The sequence below is a fragment of the Janthinobacterium sp. HH106 genome, assembly GCF_001758725.1.
Taxonomy (GTDB): Bacteria; Pseudomonadota; Gammaproteobacteria; order Burkholderiales; family Burkholderiaceae_D; genus Janthinobacterium.
This window is the reverse complement of the sequence record NZ_LRIC01000048.1, coordinates 279,716-300,466: the sequence shown is the minus strand read 5'-3', so window position 1 is coordinate 300,466 and position 20,751 is coordinate 279,716. Positions and strand designations below refer to the sequence as shown.

The 20,751-nt window shown below is 59.7% G+C and carries 22 protein-coding genes; 18 read left to right on the top strand and 4 right to left on the bottom strand.

The window, feature by feature from the left end; genetic code table 11:
* The first annotated feature begins 220 nt into the window (after nucleotides 1-220).
* The 13 genes from JAB8_RS18935 to JAB8_RS18880 all read left to right on the top strand — a co-directional run bounded on the left by JAB8_RS18935 (nucleotide 221) and on the right by JAB8_RS18880 (nucleotide 9,545).
* Nucleotides 221-913 carry an XRE family transcriptional regulator gene (locus JAB8_RS18935; protein WP_070290957.1) on the top strand — a complete coding sequence of 231 codons (693 nt, stop codon included), beginning with the start codon at nucleotides 221-223 and terminating at the stop codon, nucleotides 911-913.
* A 174-nt stretch (nucleotides 914-1,087) separates the two neighbouring features.
* The gene (locus tag JAB8_RS18930; protein WP_139143083.1) at nucleotides 1,088-1,297 is read left to right on the top strand and encodes a hypothetical protein; all 210 of its coding nucleotides are present in this window, start codon (nucleotides 1,088-1,090) and stop codon (nucleotides 1,295-1,297) included.
* On the top strand, nucleotides 1,294-1,437 hold the full coding sequence (locus JAB8_RS29570) for a hypothetical protein (protein WP_175445217.1): 144 nt from the start codon (nucleotides 1,294-1,296) through the stop codon (nucleotides 1,435-1,437). Before JAB8_RS18930 ends, JAB8_RS29570 begins: the two co-directional genes overlap by 4 nt.
* Nucleotides 1,438-1,449: 12 nt before the next feature.
* Nucleotides 1,450-1,782, top strand: coding sequence for a hypothetical protein (locus JAB8_RS18925; protein WP_070290955.1), 333 nt, complete (start codon nucleotides 1,450-1,452; stop codon nucleotides 1,780-1,782).
* Nucleotides 1,779-1,982: a hypothetical protein gene (locus tag JAB8_RS18920; protein ID WP_070290954.1), complete on the top strand. Its 204-nt coding sequence runs from the start codon at nucleotides 1,779-1,781 to the stop codon at nucleotides 1,980-1,982. Before JAB8_RS18925 ends, JAB8_RS18920 begins: the two co-directional genes overlap by 4 nt.
* A 34-nt stretch (nucleotides 1,983-2,016) precedes the next feature.
* Entirely contained in the window at nucleotides 2,017-4,179 is a 2,163-nt protein-coding gene (locus tag JAB8_RS18915) for a ParB/RepB/Spo0J family partition protein (RefSeq protein ID WP_070290953.1), read from the top strand.
* Nucleotides 4,180-4,199: 20 nt separating this feature from the next.
* Complete coding sequence (locus tag JAB8_RS18910) at nucleotides 4,200-4,904, top strand: hypothetical protein (RefSeq protein WP_070290952.1); 705 nt, start codon at nucleotides 4,200-4,202, stop codon at nucleotides 4,902-4,904.
* Nucleotides 4,901-5,959 carry a hypothetical protein gene (locus JAB8_RS28640; RefSeq protein ID WP_083287806.1) on the top strand — a complete coding sequence of 353 codons (1,059 nt, stop codon included), beginning with the start codon at nucleotides 4,901-4,903 and terminating at the stop codon, nucleotides 5,957-5,959. Before JAB8_RS18910 ends, JAB8_RS28640 begins: the two co-directional genes overlap by 4 nt.
* Nucleotides 5,956-6,195 carry a hypothetical protein gene (locus JAB8_RS18900; RefSeq protein WP_070290951.1) on the top strand — a complete coding sequence of 80 codons (240 nt, stop codon included), beginning with the start codon at nucleotides 5,956-5,958 and terminating at the stop codon, nucleotides 6,193-6,195. Before JAB8_RS28640 ends, JAB8_RS18900 begins: the two co-directional genes overlap by 4 nt.
* Before the next feature lie 65 nt (nucleotides 6,196-6,260).
* A complete protein-coding gene (locus JAB8_RS18895; RefSeq protein WP_254679547.1) occupies nucleotides 6,261-6,578 on the top strand; it encodes a hypothetical protein in 318 nt (105 codons plus the stop codon).
* A 252-nt stretch (nucleotides 6,579-6,830) separates the two neighbouring features.
* On the top strand, nucleotides 6,831-8,039 hold the full coding sequence (locus JAB8_RS18890) for an integrase arm-type DNA-binding domain-containing protein (protein ID WP_070290949.1): 1,209 nt from the start codon (nucleotides 6,831-6,833) through the stop codon (nucleotides 8,037-8,039).
* A gap of 319 nt (nucleotides 8,040-8,358) precedes the next feature.
* On the top strand, nucleotides 8,359-8,751 hold the full coding sequence (gene mobC / locus JAB8_RS18885) for a plasmid mobilization relaxosome protein MobC (protein WP_070290948.1): 393 nt from the start codon (nucleotides 8,359-8,361) through the stop codon (nucleotides 8,749-8,751).
* A 257-nt stretch (nucleotides 8,752-9,008) separates the two neighbouring features.
* Entirely contained in the window at nucleotides 9,009-9,545 is a 537-nt protein-coding gene (locus JAB8_RS18880; RefSeq protein WP_254679546.1) for a hypothetical protein, read from the top strand.
* 2,675 nt (nucleotides 9,546-12,220) lie between these two features.
* On the opposite strand, the gene JAB8_RS29150 is transcribed toward JAB8_RS18880, so the two are convergent.
* The gene (locus JAB8_RS29150; RefSeq protein ID WP_139143082.1) at nucleotides 12,221-12,805 is read right to left on the bottom strand and encodes a hypothetical protein; all 585 of its coding nucleotides are present in this window, start codon (nucleotides 12,803-12,805) and stop codon (nucleotides 12,221-12,223) included.
* A gap of 248 nt (nucleotides 12,806-13,053) precedes the next feature.
* Complete coding sequence (locus JAB8_RS18865; protein WP_070290944.1) at nucleotides 13,054-13,446, bottom strand: Imm10 family immunity protein; 393 nt, start codon at nucleotides 13,444-13,446, stop codon at nucleotides 13,054-13,056.
* Between the two features lie 147 nt (nucleotides 13,447-13,593).
* Between JAB8_RS18865 and JAB8_RS18860 the strand changes: the two genes are divergently transcribed.
* From JAB8_RS18860 to JAB8_RS18850, 3 genes are all read left to right on the top strand, one after another.
* Entirely contained in the window at nucleotides 13,594-14,010 is a 417-nt protein-coding gene (locus JAB8_RS18860; protein ID WP_070220730.1) for a GNAT family N-acetyltransferase, read from the top strand.
* Between the two features lie 7 nt (nucleotides 14,011-14,017).
* Nucleotides 14,018-14,764: a M56 family metallopeptidase gene (locus tag JAB8_RS18855; protein WP_070290943.1), complete on the top strand. Its 747-nt coding sequence runs from the start codon at nucleotides 14,018-14,020 to the stop codon at nucleotides 14,762-14,764.
* A gap of 64 nt (nucleotides 14,765-14,828) precedes the next feature.
* On the top strand, nucleotides 14,829-15,329 hold the full coding sequence (locus tag JAB8_RS18850) for a hypothetical protein (protein ID WP_070290942.1): 501 nt from the start codon (nucleotides 14,829-14,831) through the stop codon (nucleotides 15,327-15,329).
* A gap of 6 nt (nucleotides 15,330-15,335) precedes the next feature.
* On the opposite strand, the gene JAB8_RS18845 is transcribed toward JAB8_RS18850, so the two are convergent.
* Nucleotides 15,336-16,151, bottom strand: coding sequence for a class I SAM-dependent methyltransferase (locus tag JAB8_RS18845; RefSeq protein WP_070290941.1), 816 nt, complete (start codon nucleotides 16,149-16,151; stop codon nucleotides 15,336-15,338).
* Between the two features lie 411 nt (nucleotides 16,152-16,562).
* On the opposite strand from JAB8_RS18845, the gene JAB8_RS18840 reads away from it, so the two are divergent.
* On the top strand, nucleotides 16,563-17,399 hold the full coding sequence (locus tag JAB8_RS18840; protein ID WP_070290940.1) for a universal stress protein: 837 nt from the start codon (nucleotides 16,563-16,565) through the stop codon (nucleotides 17,397-17,399).
* Nucleotides 17,400-17,468: 69 nt separating this feature from the next.
* Nucleotides 17,469-18,338, top strand: a complete 870-nt coding sequence (locus tag JAB8_RS18835) for a hypothetical protein (RefSeq protein WP_070290939.1) — start codon at nucleotides 17,469-17,471, stop codon at nucleotides 18,336-18,338.
* Between the two features lie 51 nt (nucleotides 18,339-18,389).
* Here JAB8_RS18835 and JAB8_RS18830 read toward each other — a convergent pair whose 3' ends face one another.
* A complete protein-coding gene (locus JAB8_RS18830; RefSeq protein WP_070220307.1) occupies nucleotides 18,390-20,708 on the bottom strand; it encodes an NADP-dependent malic enzyme in 2,319 nt (772 codons plus the stop codon).
* Between the last annotated feature and the right edge of the window lie 43 nt (nucleotides 20,709-20,751).

The following is a 20,751-nucleotide window of genomic DNA, read 5'->3' as shown; positions in this document are numbered from 1 at the left end:
CAAGAACATAAGACGCGCACGCGGAATGCCGTTGCGGCGCCACTCAGACACGGACGGGTCTTTAACTTGGCAAATCCGTGCGGTTTCTGACGTGCCGCCAAGCGCGTCAATGATTTCGTCGGCTGTAAGTTCATTAGTCATACCTTATTTTAGGCAAGCCTAAAGAAATAAGCAAGAATAATTTAGGCATCCCTTATATGGAAATTGTTAGGATTACCTAATGGATTGGCACAAAAGACTTACGCTGGCCCGCGAGGCCAAAAACATCAAAAAATCAGCTTTTGCGAAGCTGGTGGGAGTATCCGCGCCGACAGTTACCGACTGGGAAAATGGCGATACAAAAATGATCGAAGGCAACAACCTGGTAAAGGTTTGTCAAGTGCTGGAGGTATCACCGGATTGGCTGCTCCACGGAACCGATACAACAAAGGAAGAGGCCCAGAAGCTGATGCCTGGCGCCATACCAATCTCGCTCATTGACGAGGACGAGGAGGCACTCTATCGTGTTAAATTAGTGCAACTGCGGCTGCAAGCTGGGGTTACGGGCTTTCAGACTGAACCAGACAATACCGATGGGGGAACACTGGGCCTGTCAAAATCGTGGGTGCATCGCAAAGGATTTGACCCGGAGAGCCTTCTAGCCGTCAAGGTTAAGGGAGAAAGCATGGAACCCACGTTCTATGAGGGCGATACGATTGTTATCAACTTGGCTGACAAGAAGTTGACCGACAATGCAGTATTCGCAGTCAATTATGGTGGAGAAGCAGTTGTAAAACGGGTGTCACGTGATGCCGGCCAGTGGTGGCTTATGTCGGACAACTCCGATCAACGAAAGTTTTATCGCAGGAATTGCCAAGGCAACGAATGCATCATTATTGGCAGGGTTGTACGTAGAGAAGGCGACCACTTCTAACACAACCGCTTAAGTCAATCCACCCCGCATGGCGGGGTTTTTTTTCGCCTTGCCAAAAGATCACAGCTCCAATATGACTAAAAATTTAGGCATGCCGAAAATATTAACTTGACTGTTTCTTTAGGTATGCCTAAACTTCTTCGTATTAGCAACCACAACGATGGAGCGAAGACGATGGAAAACCTTCCAAAACCCCCTCTCACAGTTCTTGAGAGCATTCAGCAATGCATTGACGTCGCCACGAACAGGCACCCGCAAGATCGCGTCCTGTGCACAGAAACCTTCATCGCTGCACTATCTGGCGCGCTGCAGCGAGACGACATGGCGCTGGCCAACCGCGTCTTTTCGCTGCTGCTCACTCCGAAAAAAGAGGCTCGCCATTGAGTGCCTTCCGCGTCACCGTGAAAACCTCGCGCGGCGTGACGCGCTACTACGCGCTGGCCAGCACGGCTGCGAGTGCTTGCGAGGACGCCGTCGAAGCACAGTGCGGCGAACCCTGCGGCGTGACCGCGCATCCACTGTAGGAGGCCGCAGCCATGCCCTCGACCGCCACCCGCAGGCTGCCCAAAGTGAACCTGCCATCGTCGCAAAGCCTGCACGACACGCTGGTCAACGCGAACGACGCCGCCCAGCTAGCGCGTTTCACGCGCAACACTGGATGCGCAGCCAAGGAATTGACTGGCCCTGATGGTCGCCTGTCTATCCTGCAGGTATTCGAGGCCATGCGCCGTCGCGGCTACCACGTCACCGAGCCAGTCCGTCCTCAACAGCAGCCCCGCGCCGGCTTCACCGCATGGTGCGTGAGCGTGACGCTGCCTAAAGGCGTCACTTTCAAGCTCGCCTACCACACACCTGGGGCGATCAAATGACCGTCCCGCTCGTCCACCTGGCAATCGATGTGCGCAGCGTGCTGGCCAGGCCACTCCACGAGCTGCGCGGCTTCACCCACCCGGACGGCCGCGCCATGACTCCGCGCCAGGCCAAAGCCGCACTGGTGGCGCAGCTGGCCGACGGCCATGAACTGCTCCCCATCGGCAACAGCAGCCCTTTCGATTTCATTAAACGCTAACCGGGCCGTACCCGCCCACAACCAGGAGCCGCACATGAGCGAACTCGTAATACCCACCATCGGTGGCATGAAGAATGCCCCGGCCCGAAGCGAGAAACGCATCGTCGTCGACGAGCTGGTCGACGACCAAGTGTTCGCGATCACGGACTGGGCCGATATCCGCCCCAGTTACACCAACCGCAAACGATTCAACCAGGTGGCGCTAGAGCAGCTGGCCGCCAATATCAAGGAGGTCGGCATCGTCCAGCCGATCTTGATTCGACCTGTGACTCCAACAGCAGACGCTCCACAGCATTTCGAGATCGTTGCCGGAGAGCGGCGCTGGCGCGCGGGAAACATCGCCGAACTGTTGCGCGGTCCGACCATGATCCGCAAGCTGACCGACCTGCAGGCGCGCGAAATCCAGCTGCTGGAGAACCTGCAGCGCGAAGACCCGCACCCGATGGAAGAAGCCGAAGGGTTCCAAGAACTGATGCTCAATGCCGGCTACACCGCTGATCGCCTGGTGGAAAAACTGAAGAAGTCGCGTAGCCACATCTATGGCCGCCTGAAACTGTGCGCCCTGACGACCGAGGTGCGCGAGAAATTTCTCGATGACGTTATCTCGGCCTCGACAGCCCTGCTGATCGCACGCGTACCCGTCCCTGCCCTGCAGATCAAGGCACTGGCCGAGATCAGCGCGCCGGACCAGCGCACTGGCGAGCCGATGTCCTACCGCGCGGCGTTACAGCATATCCAGACCCGCTATATGGTCGACCTGACCCGCGCGCTGTTTAATCTCAGCGACGCGAGCCTAGTGACGCTGGCCGGCGCCTGCACCAAGTGCCCCAAGAAAACAGGCAACCAGCCGGACGTTTTCACCGACATCAAAAGTGCAGACGTCTGCACAGATCCGGCGTGCTATGCCGAAAAGCGCCAGGCGCACGACGCATTAGCCATCGCAGCAGCATCTCAAGGCGGCGTGCCCGTCTACGAAGGCGAGGATGGGGCGACAAGAAGACGTCAGAATGAATATAGAAGCAGCAGCGAGTTTGTAGCGCTGGCGTCGCCGCTGTGGGTCTTCGAACGCAACGCGCCCAGCACAAAAAATGAAGGTAACACAGAGAAATTCCTTGAGAGCGGCCTGCTCCCCGAGCCAGCGTGGTACGTGAAGGACGAGAAGGGCCAATTGACCCCGTTTTACGATAAGGCGACTATCCAGAAACTCCTGGAAGATGCCGGCGCGTGCGAAACAAAAGAAGTCTATGACGCTCGCATGTCGACACTCCGCGCCGCAGAAGCAAAAAAGGAGGCCGCTGCCAATACACCGGAAAAGCAAGCGGCCGCCGAAAAGCAACGGGAAATCGCACGCGCAGACGAGGCAAAAGCCGAGCAGGAAGAAGCCTACCGCATCGAGCTTTACAAGCGCCTGCGCGCACGCGGCGCCAACGGATTTTCACTGGCCTCGCTGCGCGAATTTACCAAACTGGTGCTGATTGACCGCGATCTTCCCGACGAGGCTCTCGCCGGCATATACACATTTGATACCTCCAGCACCGAGAGCATCCACGCCTATATCGATCAGGCAGGACTGCCAGATGTGCAGCTGTTGCTGGTCGACATGCTGCTGGGCGACAGCCTGATTACAAATGGATGGGATGACGAAGATTTCGATAACCAGCAGGCCGCAATACATGCCATGGCCAGGCATGAGGGCATCGATCCAGATGCGGTGCGCCTACAGTTGGAAATGGAAACGATAGCGTTTGAATCCGTCCAGGATTATCAGCTTGGCCAGCTGATCGCCATTGCGCCTGCCCGCCTCAATGACCTGAGCAAGTTCATCCTCGCCGAACGGCCGTTGATGCTCAAACCGCTGGAGGCCGCAGCCAATGCGCTCGGCTGGCACTACGCACCTGGTCAAGTCTGGCTGCGCCGTGAGACTGATCCGGCGCCAGAGAACCAGCTCGCCGACAACCCGGAAGACGACGAAGACGCGGAAATGCTCGCCGAGCAGATTAGCCTCAATGCGGCTGCTCCCGCAGCTGAAGCACCTGCAGCACCCACGCACGACGAACCAGTATCGCAAGCAACCACGTCAACGCCGCGCGCACGCAAGTCGAAAGCGGCCGCTCCACAGAAGCCATGGCCATGGCCAAAATCCCCGGTAGTCGGCACCACCAAGCCCACGCCTGATACCGAAGCAGCAATTCAATAACCACCACGAACGGAGCAACCATGAAATTCATCACGTCCCTTTTCGCCAAAATCCGCGCCTTCTTCGGCTCGATCGCGCAACCTGCAGCGCCAGTGGCCACGACCACCGCACCGCACATCCGCGCGCTGTTGCTTCACCTGTGCAACCAGGATGCCGAACAGGCCACCTGGGTGGCCCGCTGGCTTGCGTATCCGCTGCGCCACCGTGGCGCCAAGATGGCAACTGCCCTGCTTGTAGCCGGCGACCAGGGCGCTGGCCAGCACCTGCTGTTTGAGATAGTAATCGGCCCAATGTACGGCAGCCAGGCACAGCTGTGCGGCGTGCTGCCGCGCCGCACATTCAACGGCTGGGCGATCGGTAAGCGCTACGCGGTCCTGCAGGACATTCGCTTCGCTGACTGGGCCACTGGCACCATCAAGAACCTCATTGCCTCTGCAAACATTGTCGTCCATCGGCACGAGATGCCTGATATCGCCATCTCGAATAGCCTGAATTTGGTTCTGCTGACTGCAGATGCAATACCGCACGATTATGAAAATCGCCGGCTGTTTACTCTCGTTCCGCAAAAGCCTCTGCCGGTAGAACTGGCCACCGCCGTATTGCACGAGATTGAGAATGGCGGCCTGGTCGACTTCCACCAGTACCTCACCCACGAACTCGACATGGCCGACTTCGATCAGTACGCGTCGACGAGCTATGCAATCGAACGCGCGGTGGCAGCATGAACGGCCCTACCTCGAACGCCAGCATTGATGCCGTGAATGCAGTGGAGGTTGCTGAACGCATGAACTGGCAAGCAATGCGCGCCGGCCAAGCTGCATCGATCACCATCGACATAGCCACCCTGGAGTTTCTGCCCAGCGGCCCGCACCAGGTCGCCGCCATGGCCAACCTCGGCGCCGAGCTGCTGCAGGAGATCCAGGCATACCGTCCACAGTTCCTGTTCAAACGCAGCCCGGCCGAGATAGTGGGGGCGCTGATCGAAGAAACCCACGCCTCGACCGGCGTACCACCAAAGCGCATCCAACAAGACGACGCTGTAGGGTTTGCTGTGTTCGCCAAGGACAGTCAAAACGTCCGCGTATGGTTCTCCAATTATGTCAGCGCCTGCAAATGGGCCACGCAAGCCGGCATTGACACTGCAGACCTTGTCCCCCTCTTCACACACTCAGCTCCGCCCCCAAAAGTGAGCGAGGGTCACAGTGCTTTATTGGATGCTATACGCGGCGGAGTACCGCTGGAAGAGCCGGTGAGCGTCGGCAAGGCCATGATGGCTCGCAGGCCTGCTCGCGTGGTGCTGGACAAGGGCATTGGGCCATTGGCTGCAGTGCATTTGGTAAATATTGGCGTCGGCGGCTGGGTCCACACCGAAGCGACAGCTACGGCCTATGCCGACGGTTTCAATCGCGGCGCAGAATGGCTGCGCTCATCGATCATCGAGTATGCCGACAAGTTGCCGCCAGCCAGCGCAGCAGAGCGCGATGTGATGGCCGAGCGGAATCGGCAGATCAAGGCGAAATGCTATGACCTGAAGCACGACGACGAGCATCAAAACGACGAGATCGCAGCTTACGCCACGTTCTACGCCATGCCACCAGCGGCCCGCAGTTGGCCCGCAGAGGAAACCGGCTATGGCATGACTCGGGGTCACGTGATCGTTCCTGCCGACTGGGGGCCACCAAAGGCCTGCGATCGCCGCCAAGAACTCGTCAAAGCCGCAGCGCTCCTGGTCGCAGAGATCGAGCGCCTGGACCGTGCAAAAAAAAAGGGGGATGAATGATCAACCTCCAATTCCGCCGGATTCTGCGCAGCTTCGAGCGACACCTCACCGATCAAGTCGAGCAGCGTGAAGACAAAGCCATCGCGGCTCACATGGCAGCCCTTAGCGCCTCGCTCGGCAAGCCGTCAAAGCGCCCCCAGGGCCGCACCGAGCCGATGCCCTACCGCCTTCATATCGCCGTCGTGTTTGCGTCGCTAGCGAGCGCCTTGGCTAGCCTCTACTGCTGGTATCCATGATGCGAAGTGCCCACGACGCCGCCAATCTTCAACCTGCGTTACAACTTACTGAGAAACAGAACGATATGGAAATTCAACACACCACCAAAACTGGCAAGCAGCCCAGGGAACAAAACATGACCGACGTTGACCTGATTGAGCGCCTGGCCGACGCTGTCGCCCAGCGGATGGCACCATCGATTCCGCTGGCCGTTGACCTGTGGGACATTGCAACGATTGCCGCGTACTTGAAACGCGAACCCGGTACGGTTCGTGAACAGATGGCATGCTTGCCCTCGTTTCCCAAAGCCATCCGCCTGCCGACATCAAAGGGCCGTGCGCAGCCCCTGTACAATGCCAAGGAGGTGATCGCGTGGGTACAATCGTACCGCGAGAAAAATTAATTTCGATTACGCCAAATTTACGCCAAATCTCCGAAAACCCGCATGAATATGCGGGCAACGATTCCGGCTCCCGGCACCAGAACACAGCATTAGAAGCTCGAAAAACATCCAGGAACCCGCCTTCGTCATAGGAGAGCGGGTTTTTTGTTGTCCGTATTTGTCCATCGGCGTACATTAAAAGCCATGAATTTTGTTGGTACTTTTTGCTGGATTTAGGATTTTCTCTAAAAAAATACCATCAGGGAGTGCGCCATGCCACTGTCCGATCTGCTTATCCGCCATGCCGTCTACAAGGGCACGCCCAGCGGCGACAAGTATCCCGACCTGTACGGCATGTACCTGCTGGTTACCCGAACTGGCAAATACTGGCGGTTGAATTACCGCCATGCTGGCAAACAAAAGACCTTGGCCCTGGGCGTCTACCCTCGCGTGAGCCTGGCCCAGGCGCGGCGCAAGGCCGAAGAGGCGCGCAAGGCGCTGGCCGAAGGAATCGATCCGAACGCCGTCAAGCGCGCCCAGAAGGCCGAGCAGCGCAGCGCCGCCCTGAACACCTTCGACAAGCTGGCGCGCCAGTGGCTGCTCACGATCCAGCGCAACGGCAGCGCCAGCACGCAAAAGAAAGTCGGCAACTGGCTCGAAGGCGACGTCATCCCCTACCTGGGCAAGATGCCGCTCAACACCATCCGCCCGCGCGACGTGCTGCGCGTGGTGCAGCGCGTCGAGGCGCGCGGCGCGATCGATTCGGCGCACCGCATCAAGCAGCTGTGCGGCCAGGTGCTGCGCTTCGGCGTGGCGATGGACCTCGTCGAGCGCGACGTCACGGCAGACCTGAAAGGCGCATTGACGCCGGTGCCAAGAACGCACTACCCGGCACTGACGAAACCGGGCGATGTCGCGCCGCTGCTGCGCGCCATCGACGGCTACCAGGGCCACGCCACGGCGGTGGCGGCGCTGAAACTGGCGCCCATGCTGTTCGTGCGTCCCGGCGAACTGCGCGCCGCCGAATGGAGCGAAATCCATCTCGATGCCGCCGAGTGGCGCATCCCGGCCAGGAAAATGAAAATGCAGCTCGAACACCTGGTGCCGCTGCCGACACAGGCCGTGGCGATCCTGCGCGCGCTGCAGCCAGTCACCGGCGAAGGCCGCTACGTGTTTCCCGGCCTGCGCAGCGGCCAGCGCTGCATGAGCGAAAACACCATCAATGCGGCGCTGCGTTCCCTGGGCTATGCCAAGGAAGTCATGACCGGCCACGGTTTCCGCGCCATGGCCCGCACCATCCTCGACGAAGTGCTGCAGGAGCGCGTGGACCTGATCGAGCACCAGCTGGCGCACAGCGTCATCGACCCGAACGGGCGCGCCTACAACCGCACGGCGCACCTGCCTGCGCGCCGCGCCATGATGCAGCGCTGGGCCGACTATCTCGACGCCCTGCGCGACGGCGTCGCCACGCCGCCAGCCTGACGGCGACGCCCGCCTGGAGAAAGAAAACCAGCGGCGGCGCTGGCAGGAACAGGTGCGGCGATACGCATGCCTGTCGCCTGCGCGCCACGATGGGCGACAAGGCGTGCGTCCACCCGCATCCGCCGTCGTCCTGTTTCGCGACAGCGCCCGCGCTGTTTGATATCGCGTAAGAAAAGCGGCTGGCCCGCGCCTACATTAAAGACCGGGGAGCCGCGGGCGCGTGGGCTGGCGAGGAGCAAGCCATGTTTTCGCTTCGCTCAAACCGGCTTGCCCTGCGGGGCCATCCTCGCTGCGCTCGCCCACCACGCCAGGAGCATCGATGCACGCCGAGACCACGCCACGCAAGCGACAAGGCGGCCGCCCGAAAGGCGACCCGGCCGCCGTGCGCGGCGCCACCATCGGCGTGCGCGTCTCGGCCGCCGAACATGCGGCGCTGCTGGAACGCGCCGCCCGCATGCAGATGCGTCCCGCGCAATGGCTGCGCACCGCAGCGCTGGCGCGCGTCTTGCCCCCGCCGCCCGTCGCCGCCATCAACCGCGAACACTACGTGGAACTGGCCCGCCTGGCGTCCAACCTGAATCAGTTGACCCATCTCGCCAACGAAGGCGGCCGCGTCGCCGTGGCCGACGCCCTGCTGCAGCGGCTGATCGCGGAAACGCGCCGCCTGCGACTGGCACTCTTGGGCGTGAAGGAGCAGGACCATGATCGCTAAGGCCATCAAGGGACGCGGCTTTCGCGGCGTGCGGGCCTATGACCTGGGCAGCAGCGTTCCCGCTAGCATTTCGACATGGCGGCGACTGTCTGGCACGTGGGGAGTCATTTGCACGGGCGTGATAATACGTGTAGTTTTCCGTTTGACAATTTGCTATTCTCGGGGGCGGCTATCGGCTGCGGATTCAACCGGTCAACGACGGCAACCGGCCAGAAGCGGACGATGAATAATCATGATGAGGCATAAAAGGAGTAGCAATGGAAGCAACACGGCTGCCGTCAAGGCAAATGGCGCAGCATGCCAAACGGCCTGTCATCCCGCTGAAGGTGTTCATGGTCGTGGTAGCAATCGGGTTCGGGTACTTTATTTACGCGTCATCTGCTCGGATTTTGGGCGTTACCGGTACTTTGGTCTGTGTTTTTTATGTCTGGACCACCGTTTTGAATCGGCGTGAAAAGCATCGCCTTCAAACCCTGGCTTACGCCCGCGAAGGCGAATCGATATGCCACTTCGCCCGCAGTTTTGACAAAAGAAAAACCGACACCTGGATCATCCGCGCGGTGCATCAGGAATTGCAAGTTTTTCTTAGGCCGTTCATCGCGTTTCCAGTGCGAGCATCGGACTCGCTCACGGGCGATTTAGGCTTGGATGTCGATGACGTGGACGATCTCATAGTGGACGTTGCTTTGCGGGCCGGAAGATCGCTAGAACAGACCGAGCGCAACCCGTATTACGACAAAGTGCGTACCGTTTCTGACGTAGTGCTGTTCGTAAATGCGCAACCATCGGTGTAACGAATCCATCTGTCCGCTTCGGGCGGAACCTGCGAACGATACCAACCGGCCAGAAGCAGACCTTGGGGCAGCTATGCTTTTTTGGATCAAAAAACGAGGATGACATGGTGTACCTAGCACTAACCCCACGAGGTTTGCGAGAAATTTTGGATGCTTCAGAGGCGACCAAGACTCCCGTATGGTGCAGCGCGGATGCATTGTCAGAAGCAGAATTTGCGAAGCTTGAGCGCAGCAATGTCACTCGTTTCACGTACTCTTTCACGGATGCCGACCAAGCGACGATTCAGCGGGCGCTTGCGACTATCGAGGAGCATCACCCGGGCGAACGGGTTTGGATTGAAAGTACTGTGTTCGGGGCCTGAACAGCCCCTTCGACAGTCTGGTATGGGGCAGAACCTGGCAATGACGGCAACCGGCCACAAGCGGACGTAGTGAAAATGAGGACAGATGGTTATGCTTCCAGCTATACAGATCTTCACAGCCATCATCAGTGCAGCGTGCGCCGTTATAATCGCCTTGTATGCAACGTGGTTGTTGATGCATCGGCTGAGGCAACATGAGTCCAAACGCCTCGCGTTTAGAAATTGGGTTCGTCATCTCTTCGAGGCTGTTATGGGCCTCTAAGATTTATAGTGCTTGCAGCGGGGTGCATGTCCGCAGGGGGAACCTGGCAACGGCGGCAATCGGCCGGCCAAAAGCCGACGTTGCCGCCAAAGATGACAACATATTGAATCGACATTGATGACGCCGCGAGAGATTCAAACCCTGATGAGAAAGTTTTGCTACTTCCGCGTTTCAGCGGCGGACGGATATCACCACCTCATAAAAGAGAACGTACTCGACGTGAATTTGGTGGATTCTTTGATTAGGGAATATGTAGGCACGAAGGACGTCATTGTTTACGCAAGTTCGCACCAGTGCGCCTTAGTCTCGTGCACTGAGGCTTACGAGCTTATCTGCGAATACAGGCGCAACGACGCCTCCGCAACTGTCCAGGTGGTGGCATCTGATTTTTCCGGGCGGGTCATGGTTGAGCCAATAGGTACAGGCGTTGGGGAACATCGCAAGGTGCTATTCTGACCTCCGACAGTATCCGGCCAGAAGCAGACGTATTCACGCTTTCGCATATACTGCACTGAACGAAGTGCCCCGGGAGAGGATGATGACTGAGAATAATGCACGACGACTTGCCTTCGCTGGTGCGTCATTGATCGCAGGTTTGATTTTGTTATGTGCGATGTTGAACTTCACTTTTCCGGAAGAGAGAATCTATAGAAATGGCTTTTGGATCTGCTTAGGCCTACTTTTTCTTTACGTGCGAACCGTGCCGAAAAAAATTTGGGTTCCCGATTGATTGGTTCGACTCAACCGCTCCTGCTCCCGGTGACGACAGCATACGGCCAAAAGCAGACAGGGCTGAAACGGCGAATAAGGAAAAAAATGAGTTACGTTGACGACGCGCTATTAGAATTGGATCGCCTCTATTGACCTCGTACTATCATGGCGAGCTTATCTGGTTTGTATAGGCAGTACGAGGAACCAGAACGACAGATCAACACAATGAACCAAGGGCTAAAAACATTGCCGTTCATTTCGTATGCAAAAATCGGCTCGTTATTTGGATATGAGAAAGACGCAGTCGCTGCATATAACGACGCGGTTAAGTTGGCTTACTCTTGCATTGGGTGGGAGTTTGTTGGACTGTGCTCTGCCCTAGTCTATGGCGCACCCAAAACACGACGTCCTTGGGATGAGTATGTGCAATCCGGCGAAGAGTGTCTTAATGCGTACTTCCTTTCAAACGAAGCGTTTGATGATTTTGAAGCCTATATTTTGGAGCCGGCCAGGAGTGTGCTAGCCGATTAGCCGTTACTTCGACCCACTGAGGATTATGTCCGGTTTGGGGCGTAAGCGGACACCGCAATACAGAAGCAGCCACCTCAAAAAAACGCAGTAGTTTCGGCCATGCTTTTCAAGAAGGTATTCCCTCACTGCCGATGCTTGCAGGGACGAAAATACAAAGTCAAAAAAACTTCAACGCGAGTACTAGCATTTGACGTTTTTTGTACTAGACTATTTGTCTGAAGTCACCAGCAACCGCTCCAAGTGGAATGGTAACGAAGAACTTTTTCTCCAATGATGGTATTTATGATGGTATTTTTGGATATTGGCTGAGTTAACAGAGCGGTTTTCGATTCCGGCTCCCCCACAGAACACTTTAGTTGCACCTGATCAAACCCGCCCATCGCCAGATGCTGCGGGTTTTTTATTGGCTGCCCGTCGCTTTACAAATCGCATACATTATTGAATTTAGCGATATGACCCAGTACTTCTTTCTAGAGCGCGGAGCCCCCCCCCACGGGAAATGGCGATGGCGCAAGCCAACCTCGATGAAGTGTTGGGTGAGCACCTCGACCTCATCGAGCACTAACTGACACATGCAGTCATCGATCCCAACTGGCGGGCCTGCAACCGCACTGGGCCCCTACCGGCCAGAAAGCAAATGATGCAGTACTGCGAAAATTACTCGAATGAGATACGGAATGGAGTTCCGAGAAAGCCGAGAAATTTGCAGGAATCAAATCCATGATAAAAGAAACTAAAAGGACACGAAATAGCCTCTTGGGCCGTTACTCCCCACTAGAAGTGACGTACGCATCGCTCTGACTCTGTCGCTAGTTATTGCTATGCTGAATCACTGCCTCATTGAACGTACCTCCCTGAAGATCGCATTGCGCCCTTAGCCAGAACGATGAGCTTCCGCGAGTATCAAATAATCCAGTCATCGTCACAATCTCTGAATCACTGAAACTACCTGATGCTTGATTCCAGTTGCGAAGCGTGCCATAGGATGTGTTTCCCGGTGGAGAAATCTTTCTTTGGACATCAACCCGACATAGCTCAAGCAGCTCAGCCTTCTTGAGAGGTCTTGCTAGCTCAACTTGGCTAATGACACACTGGCGGGTCCTTTGGATTTCGTCCACAACATCCTTACGCCCAGTGTCAGACTTCAAATCCGTTTGCTTTAACAGAATACCAATCTGCGTATCCACTGCTTCAGACACCTCGCTACCAAATGAGACAGAGCCTTTTTTGTTTGCAAAATCCACGGCAGCCTTGTATACGTCGGCAGACTTGGTATCCATACCAAGTCCACAAAGCTTCAGCGCTCTGTTTATCGGATCATCAGAAGAAACACGCTGCCCAGCACAGCCGCCGAGAATCGTTCCGAGAAGAAGCAAGACAAGTATTTTACGCATAGACATCCCTTAAAAACTGAATCAAATATTTCCTTGAGGAATAACGAATTTCCATGTGGACTGGTTGACATGATTGATATACGGCAAGAAAAACCTTTCTTTCGGCTTACCTCGAATGCCGTGCGCATAAGCGTGAGGGTTCTGCTACTGCGTAAATTTCTTTACCGTTATGGATCACGCGAATGCCTATGTTATTGCTCGTGATGATCCTCCTGAACCTTGATCCGCTCGTGCGCCGTCCGCGCAGATCAACGTTCTTCGCGATAGTAATCGCAGCCCTCGAACGTGGTGCGCAGCGCCTGCTGCAGCTGGGCGTAGCGCTCGGGCGTCAAGTTGAAACGCACGTCGATCTGGCCGTCGTCATCCATCTGCATGGCGGCCTCGGCATCCATCTGCACGGACAGGCGGTTCGGATGCAGGATCACGGCGTGCATGTGGCCATACCACGCAAATTCCTGGCCGCCATATTCAATATACGGTTCGTCCATGCCCGTAGCGACGTCCTGCTCGTCGTATTCATCGGCGCGCTGCAGCATCAGGTAGACGGGCTCGCCTTTGCCCGCTGGCGCGGCCAGGGTGGTGATCAGGGCGTCGTCTTCATGGATGACGGACAACTCGGTGGCGGTAAATCCTGCGGACATGGCATGCTTTCAACAAATAAATGAATGACGCCACCATAGCGCAAAAGCGCCGCGCACGACATAGGGCGCGGCGAATAAAGCGTGCCGCCCCCGGCCGCGCTCGCCGCCTATAATGGCCATTCCATCCATATTGCACAGGAGACCGTCTTGACCGCCGCATCACCTTATACCACCCGCCTGGCCATTCCCTCCATCGCCACCTATCAGCAGCTGCGCGTCGCCGCCGGGCTGAGCGCGAAAACTGCGGAGGCGGCGGCCAAGGGCTTGCCGAATTCCCTGTTTGCCGTGCAAGTGCTGCATGGCGACGAGGTCGTCGGCATGGGCAGGGTCATCGGCGATGGCGGCTGTTTTTACCAGGTCGTCGATATCGCCGTGCTGCCGGCCCACCAGGGCAAGGGCTTGGGCAAGCTGATCATGCGCGAAATCCGCCAGTTCATCGACAGCGACGTGCCGGAAAGCGCGTACGTCAGCCTGATCGCCGATGGCCAGGCGCAAGACCTGTATGCGCAGTTCGGTTTCAAGCATACGGCGCCCGCCTCCGTCGGCATGGCGCTGAAGCGCTAGGCGCCCGATGCCGGTCTGGCTGCTGTGCTGCATGGCGCTGGCGCTGCTCTTGAGCGCTGCCGCCTGGCGCGCCGAGCGCGCGCGGCAACGGCGCGGGCGCACGACACGCTGGCTGTGGCTGGCGGCCATCGCCGCGTCCGTCATCTTGCCCCTTGCGTGGCTGCCCGGCGTGCTGAAGGCCATGCCGGCGGAGCAGGCGCAGCTGAAACTGGGCTGGTTTGTCTTATCGAGCGGCATGCTCTTGCTGCTGGCGCTGCGCAGCATCTGGCTGCTGTCGCACCAGCGCCGCTGGCAGAAAACATCGCTGCTGGGCACGCCAGTGTACTTGAGCGGCGGCATCGGCCCCTGCGTGGCGGGCTTGCTGCGGCCGCGCATCGTGATGCCCGTCTGGCTGCAACTGATTCCTCCCCAACAACAGGCGCTGCTGCTGGCGCATGCACAATGCCGGCTGGCCGCGCGCGATCCGCAGTTGCTGGCCCTGGCCTACGGCTTGATCGTGATCATGCCGTGGAATGTGCCCCTGTGGTGGCAGCTGCACCGGCTGCGCTTTGCCATCGAGGTCGATTGCGATGCGCGCATGCTGGCACGCGGCCACGCGCTGCACGACTATGCCTTCGTCCTGCGCCGGCACGGCCAGTATTATTCGGGCTTGACGGGCGCCTCGCCCATCGTGCTGAACGATCCGCTGGCGCTGCGCCGGCGGCGTCATCTGATGGCCAGATTTACCCGGGACCGGGCGGCGAACTTGCTATAGTAGCGGCAACGCCGCGCGGCATGCCCGCGATCCCGGCTTCCCCCTTAGAAATCAGAGAGATACCATGCTTTACCTGCTTGCCATCGTGATCGTCATCGCCCTGCTGTACTACGTCTTCAGCGGCCGCACGCCCGTCAAACCGCTGCACAAGCCGCTCGTGTCCGTGCGCCAGTACGTGCCGGCGATCCCTGCGGGCGCACCGGCGCACCACTGGAGCGACGAGGGGCGCTTTGCGTCGGAAGTGGAAAACGAAGCGATGTACCAACCCGCCATCGCCAAGCTGGCCGGCGAACACGGCCCCGGCAACGCGGAAGAAAAATGCCTGGCCCTGCTCGTCTGCGACGATGCCAATCCGTTCCAGGACAAGGCCATCGCCGTCTTCATCGACGGCCTGCTGGTGGGCTACCTGTCGCACAACGACGCCCTGCGCCTGCGCCGCAACCTGGGCCGCATGGATCTGGTGGGCCAGCTGACCTCGTGCGACGCCGTCATCCGCGGCGGCGGCCTGTGGAACGGCAAGCGCCTGTCGTACGCCGTCTGGCTGGACTTGCAGCCGTACAACTAATGATCGCTATAGCGCGCGCGCCAGCCTGACGGCCCGCGTGGCAATAAAGCTGGGCAGGAATTTTTCAATTTCAAAGCGCGGGTGGGGATGCATTTCCTCGTGGTAACCGGCCAGCACGAAGCCCGCCGCCAGCTGGCCGCCGATCTGGCTGTCCAGGCCGTGGCCGAAGACCAGCGCCTCGCCCTTTTCCATGCGCGCCGCCAGCGCATCGGCATCCATATCCTCCACATCCGAATACGGCAGCACGAAACGTGGCCGTATCAAGCCCTGCTGTGCCCATTGCGGATCGCGGTCGCCGATGAAGACGGCCGGGTTAAAGAAACTGCTCAGCAGCACGCCGCCATCGGCCAGCACGCGCGCGCATTCGCGCCACACGGGGGCGATATCGGGCACGTACTGGTTCGACACGGGGTGGATGATGACATCGAAGCTGGCGTCGGCAAAGCAGGCCAGATCGCGCATATCGCCCTGGACGGTGGCCAGTTGCAAGCCGTCGCGTTCGGCCACCATGCGGTCTTGCGCCAGTTGCTGTTCAGACAGATCGAAGACGGTGACGTGCGCGCCGGCGGCAGCCAGCACGGGCGCCTGCTGCCCGCCGGCACCGGCCAGGCACAGGATGCGCTTGCCGCGCACCTCGCCCAGCCAGCCGGCCGGCAAGGGACCGGGCGTCAGATGGATTTGCCACTGCCCGGCACGGGCCGCGGCGATGGTGGCGCTGTCGACGGGTTGCGACCACGGGCTGTTCCGTGCAGCCTGGGCATCCCAGGCTTGCTGATTGTGCTGCAAGAAGTTGTTACCGTTATTACCTAAAGGCATCGTCATCCTTTCAGAAAAACAGGACGCGAATGTAGCATGACTCCAGGCAAGGCGCCACACTGCGCGTGCTGGCCGAAAAGAATACGAGAAGGCCTGGAAGCCCGAGAAGTGAACTCCCGCCACGGCCAGCGTTGTTGCGTCACACAAAGAAGTGCCGGACAGATGGCGCCGGCGCCGATGCAGACCACTGGAAGGACAAGGAGTTCAATGCCATTATGGCTGGTGGCGGACCCCGCATTTTGATGCACATCAAACAGCTCGCAATCTCCTGGCTATCGCCTTGCGAAAGGCCCTCGTCCATATTTTTTTGACCCACGTCAAGTCCCGCATAAGAAAACCGCCCGCCGGCACGGCAATGCTGGACTTGCCCGTGTTGCCGTTCTAGCCTTGTTGCCACCCTGACTAGCGAATGACACCATGGCTTACAAATCCATCCTCGTCCACGCCGACCTGTCGCGCCATGCGCCGCAGCGCATCGCCATCGCGGCGCGGCTGGCGCACACGCACCAGGCGCACCTGATCGGCGCCGCCATGACGGGCGTGTCGCGCTTTACCCTGGAAAACAACCGCGGCATGCGCGGCGGCGCCGTGGCGGCGCAGATCAATGCCCTGCACGGACAGGCGGAGCAGGCGCTGGACCAGTTTGAAACGCTGGCGCGCCAGGCCGGCGCCGTTTCGCTCGAGCGGCGCCTGATCGAAGACGACGAGGATGGCGGCCTGGCCGTCAGCGCCCGCTACAGCGACTTGACGGTGCTCAGCCAGCACGACGCCAGCGAAGCGCTGCCCGGCGCCATGAGCGACCTGGTGCCCTACGTCATGCTGAACGCGGCCCGTCCCGTGCTGATCGTGCCGCGCAGCGGTCAATTCGCGCAAGTGGACAACACCGTGGTGGTGGCCTGGGATGGCAGCATGGAAGCGACGCGCGCCATCGGCCACGCCCTGCCCCTGCTGCGCGCGGCGCGCCTGGTGGTGCTGGCCCTGCTGCACCCGCCGGCCGGCCACGCACAGCCGGCCCGCCATCCGGGCGCCGACATCGCCGCCTACCTGAGCCGCCATGGCGTGCCCGTCGAGGTGCGCCCCGCCGTCACCACGGGCGACGTCGGCGCGGCGCTGCTGGCCATGACGGCCGAAGTGCATGCGGACCTGCTGGTCATGGGCGGCTACGGCCACGCCCGCTTCCGCGAAATCCTGCTGGGCGGCGTGACGGAAACGGTGCTGCGCCAGATGACCTTGCCCGTGCTGATGGCGCACTGAGATCCTGCGCGCCACGTTCTGTTGCACAATGGCTATACTTGCCTGATTTTCCATATCAAGGCAATGTAGATGAAGCAACAAATGATCAATTGGGGCAGCAACCTGGCGCCGTTCGGCAGCGAACTGCTGTGGACCGCCCTGCCATCGATGCTGCTGTATGGCATGCTCGGCTTTGTGCTGGCGCTCGGCATCTGCTACCAGCTGGCCAGAAAATGCCTGCTCGTGCGCCGTCCGCGCGCCTGGCATGTGGCCGCCAAGCTCAGCTATGTGTTGATCCTGCTCGCGCTGCCGCTCCTCGGCGGCGGGTTTGGCGCCGTGCACAGCGCACACCGCATGGTCAACCAGGCCCTCGAGCGCGACCTGCAGCCGGTGGTCGAAGCGCAGATGCCGGCGCTGCGCATCTACCTGGAGCAGCAGGTCAAGCTGATCGCCCCGGGCCAGCCCATCAGCGTGCGCAGCCTGCTCGAACCCTACGTGCAAGGCATGTATTACCAGCCCACGTCCAGCAGCTACTGGGAACGCAGCAAGGCGCGCTGGATCAATGAATTCATCCTGCGCCGCGGCAGCGTGCTGCTGACGCAAGTGCTGCAGGAACAGCTGATCGCCAGGGTCGGCCTGCTCGGCGAAGCGCTCAAGGGCGCCAACTTCCGTGGCCAGGCGACGGGCGAGCTGGCCGCGCTGGGCACCGACCTGGCCGTGCGCCTGACCACCGACGTGGCGCGCCAGGCCGACTTCAGCAAACTCGACAAGTCAGTGCCGATGATTTTCGTCGACGCCATCAAGCGCCAGGCCGGCGCGTATTTCAACTCGCTCAAGATCACGCTGGCCCTGTTCGCGCTGGTCGCGCTGCTGCTGGTATGGGGCGAGATCATGCTGTACCGCCACTATTACCTGCGCCGCCAGCCGGCCGCCACGGCCCTGCCCGTCCCACCGACGTAAAAAAGCCGCCCCTCCTTGCGGATGGGGCGGCTTTTCATGTGCAGCTAACGCTTAGACCTTACGCTGGGCCACTGCGTCGACCACGCACAAGGCCGTCATGTTGACGATGCGGCGCACGGTGGCCGATGGCGTCAGAATGTGCACGGGCTTGGCGCAGCCGAGCAGGATCGGACCCACGGCGATGCCGTTGCCGGCCGCCGTCTTCACCAGGTTGTAGGCGATGTTGGCCGATTCGATGTTCGGCATGACGAGCAGGTTGGCGTCGTTCTTCAGTGCCGAATTCGGCATGATTTTTTGACGCAGCTTGCTGTCGAGGGCCGTATCGCCGTGCATTTCGCCGTCGATTTCCAGGTCCGGCGCACGTTCCTTGACGATGGCCAGGGCGGCGCGCATCTTTTGCGCCGAGGCGCTGTCGCTGGAACCGAAGTTCGAGTGCGACAGCAGGGCCGCGCGCGGCGACAGGCCGAAACGGGTCATCTCTTCGGCGGCCATGATGGTGATCTCGGCCAGCTGCTCGGCGTCCGGGTTTTCATTGACGTGCGTGTCGACCATCACCAGCTGGCGTTCCGGCATGATCAAGACGTTCATGGCGGCGTAGACATTGCTGCCGGCGCGCTTGCCCAGCACCTGGTCGATGTATTTCAGGTGCAGCTGGGTGGTGCCGAAGGTGCCGCAGATCATGCCGTCGGCGTCGCCCTTGTGGATCATCATCGAACCGATCAGGGTGTGGCGGCGGCGCATTTCCAGCTTCGCGTATTCCTCGGTAACGCCCTTGCGGCTGGTCATGGCGTAGTACGTGTTCCAGTAATCGCGATAGCGCTCGTCGAAGTCCGGGTTGATGACGTCGAAATCGACGCCTTGCTTCAGGCGCAGGCCGAACTTCTGGATGCGCGCTTCGAGCACGGGCGGACGGCCCACCAGGATGGGACGCGCCAGTTTTTCATCGACCACCACTTGCACGGCGCGCAGCACGCGCTCTTCTTCGCCTTCGGCGTAGACGATGCGCTTGAGTTCGGCCGGCGTGGATTTGGCCATCAGGAACAGCGGCTTCATGAAGGTGCCGCTGCGGTAGACGAATTGCTGCAGGCTGTCCGCATACGCCTGCAAGTCCTTGATCGGACGCGTGGCGACGCCGGAATCCTCGGCCGCCTTGGCCACGGCCGGCGCGATCTTGATCAGCAAACGCGGATCGAAGGGCATCGGGATCAGGTATTCAGGGCCGAACGACAGGTTGCTGATGCCGTAGGTGGTGGCGACGATGTCGGACTGCTCGGCATGCGCCAGGTCGGCGATCGCGTGCACGACGGCGATTTCCATCTCGCGCGTGATGGTGGTGGCGCCGCAATCGAGGGCGCCGCGGAAGATGTACGGGAAGCACAGCACGTTGTTGACCTGGTTCGGATAGTCCGAACGGCCCGTGGCGATGATGGCGTCGCTGCGCACGGCCTTGACTTCTTCCGGCAGGATTTCAGGGTTCGGGTTGGCCAGCGCCAGGATCAGCGGGTTCGGCGCCATCTTGCGCACCATGTCCTGTTTCAGCACGCCGGCGGCGGAAACGCCGAGGAAGATGTCGGCGTCCGGGATGACTTCGCCCAGGGTGCGCAGCGGCGTGTCTTGCGCGAAGCGTTCCTTGTCCGGATCCATCAGTTCCGCGCGGCCCTTGTAGACGACGCCGGCCAGATCGGTGACGTAGATGTTTTTCAGGGGGAAGCCCAGGTCGACGATCAGGTCCAGGCAGGCCAGCGCCGCGGCGCCCGCGCCCGACACGACCAGCTTGCAGTCCTCGATCTTCTTGCCGACGGCTTTCAGGCCGTTCAGGATGGCCGCGCCGACGATGATGGCGGTGCCGTGCTGGTCATCATGGAAGACGGGAATCTTCATGCGGTCGCGCAGCTGGCGCTCGATGTAGAAGCACTCGGGCGCCTTGATGTCTTCCAGGTTTACGCCGCCGAAGGTCGGTTCCAGCGACGCGATGATGTCGACCAGTTTATCGGGATCCGATTCATTGATTTCGATGTCGAAGACGTCGATGCCGGCGAATTTCTTGAACAGCACGCCCTTGCCTTCCATCACCGGCTTGGCGGCCAGCGGGCCGATATTGCCCAGTCCCAGCACGGCCGTGCCGTTGGTGATGACGGCCACCAGGTTGCCGCGCGCCGTGTATTTATAGGCATTCGCCGGATCGATGACGATTTCTTCGCACGGTGCCGCCACGCCTGGCGAGTAGGCCAGTGCCAGGTCGCGCTGGTTGGTCAGTTGTTTGGTCGGCGTCACGCTGATTTTGCCGGGGCGCGGGCACTCGTGATACTCGAGTGCGGCCAAGCGCAATTGTTGACGCAATTCTTCTTTTTTATCAGATGACGAATCCATGCTGTGCTGCCTTCCTGTTTGGTCGATCGGGTGTTCCGGATTT

Coding starts and splice junctions, on each gene's coding strand:
- JAB8_RS18935 (WP_070290957.1), top strand. CDS start 221: ATGGATTGGCACAAAAGACTTACGCTGGCCCGCGAGGCCAAAAACATC.
- JAB8_RS18930 (WP_139143083.1), top strand. CDS start 1,088: ATGGAAAACCTTCCAAAACCCCCTCTCACAGTTCTTGAGAGCATTCAG.
- JAB8_RS18925 (WP_070290955.1), top strand. CDS start 1,450: ATGCCCTCGACCGCCACCCGCAGGCTGCCCAAAGTGAACCTGCCATCG.
- JAB8_RS18920 (WP_070290954.1), top strand. CDS start 1,779: ATGACCGTCCCGCTCGTCCACCTGGCAATCGATGTGCGCAGCGTGCTG.
- JAB8_RS18915 (WP_070290953.1), top strand. CDS start 2,017: ATGAGCGAACTCGTAATACCCACCATCGGTGGCATGAAGAATGCCCCG.
- JAB8_RS18910 (WP_070290952.1), top strand. CDS start 4,200: ATGAAATTCATCACGTCCCTTTTCGCCAAAATCCGCGCCTTCTTCGGC.
- JAB8_RS28640 (WP_083287806.1), top strand. CDS start 4,901: ATGAACGGCCCTACCTCGAACGCCAGCATTGATGCCGTGAATGCAGTG.
- JAB8_RS18900 (WP_070290951.1), top strand. CDS start 5,956: ATGATCAACCTCCAATTCCGCCGGATTCTGCGCAGCTTCGAGCGACAC.
- JAB8_RS18895 (WP_254679547.1), top strand. CDS start 6,261: ATGGAAATTCAACACACCACCAAAACTGGCAAGCAGCCCAGGGAACAA.
- JAB8_RS18890 (WP_070290949.1), top strand. CDS start 6,831: ATGCCACTGTCCGATCTGCTTATCCGCCATGCCGTCTACAAGGGCACG.
- mobC (WP_070290948.1), top strand. CDS start 8,359: ATGCACGCCGAGACCACGCCACGCAAGCGACAAGGCGGCCGCCCGAAA.
- JAB8_RS18880 (WP_254679546.1), top strand. CDS start 9,009: ATGGAAGCAACACGGCTGCCGTCAAGGCAAATGGCGCAGCATGCCAAA.
- JAB8_RS29150 (WP_139143082.1), bottom strand. CDS start 12,805: ATGCGTAAAATACTTGTCTTGCTTCTTCTCGGAACGATTCTCGGCGGC.
- JAB8_RS18865 (WP_070290944.1), bottom strand. CDS start 13,446: ATGTCCGCAGGATTTACCGCCACCGAGTTGTCCGTCATCCATGAAGAC.
- JAB8_RS18855 (WP_070290943.1), top strand. CDS start 14,018: ATGCCGGTCTGGCTGCTGTGCTGCATGGCGCTGGCGCTGCTCTTGAGC.
- JAB8_RS18850 (WP_070290942.1), top strand. CDS start 14,829: ATGCTTTACCTGCTTGCCATCGTGATCGTCATCGCCCTGCTGTACTAC.
- JAB8_RS18845 (WP_070290941.1), bottom strand. CDS start 16,151: ATGACGATGCCTTTAGGTAATAACGGTAACAACTTCTTGCAGCACAAT.
- JAB8_RS18840 (WP_070290940.1), top strand. CDS start 16,563: ATGGCTTACAAATCCATCCTCGTCCACGCCGACCTGTCGCGCCATGCG.
- JAB8_RS18835 (WP_070290939.1), top strand. CDS start 17,469: ATGAAGCAACAAATGATCAATTGGGGCAGCAACCTGGCGCCGTTCGGC.
- JAB8_RS18830 (WP_070220307.1), bottom strand. CDS start 20,708: ATGGATTCGTCATCTGATAAAAAAGAAGAATTGCGTCAACAATTGCGC.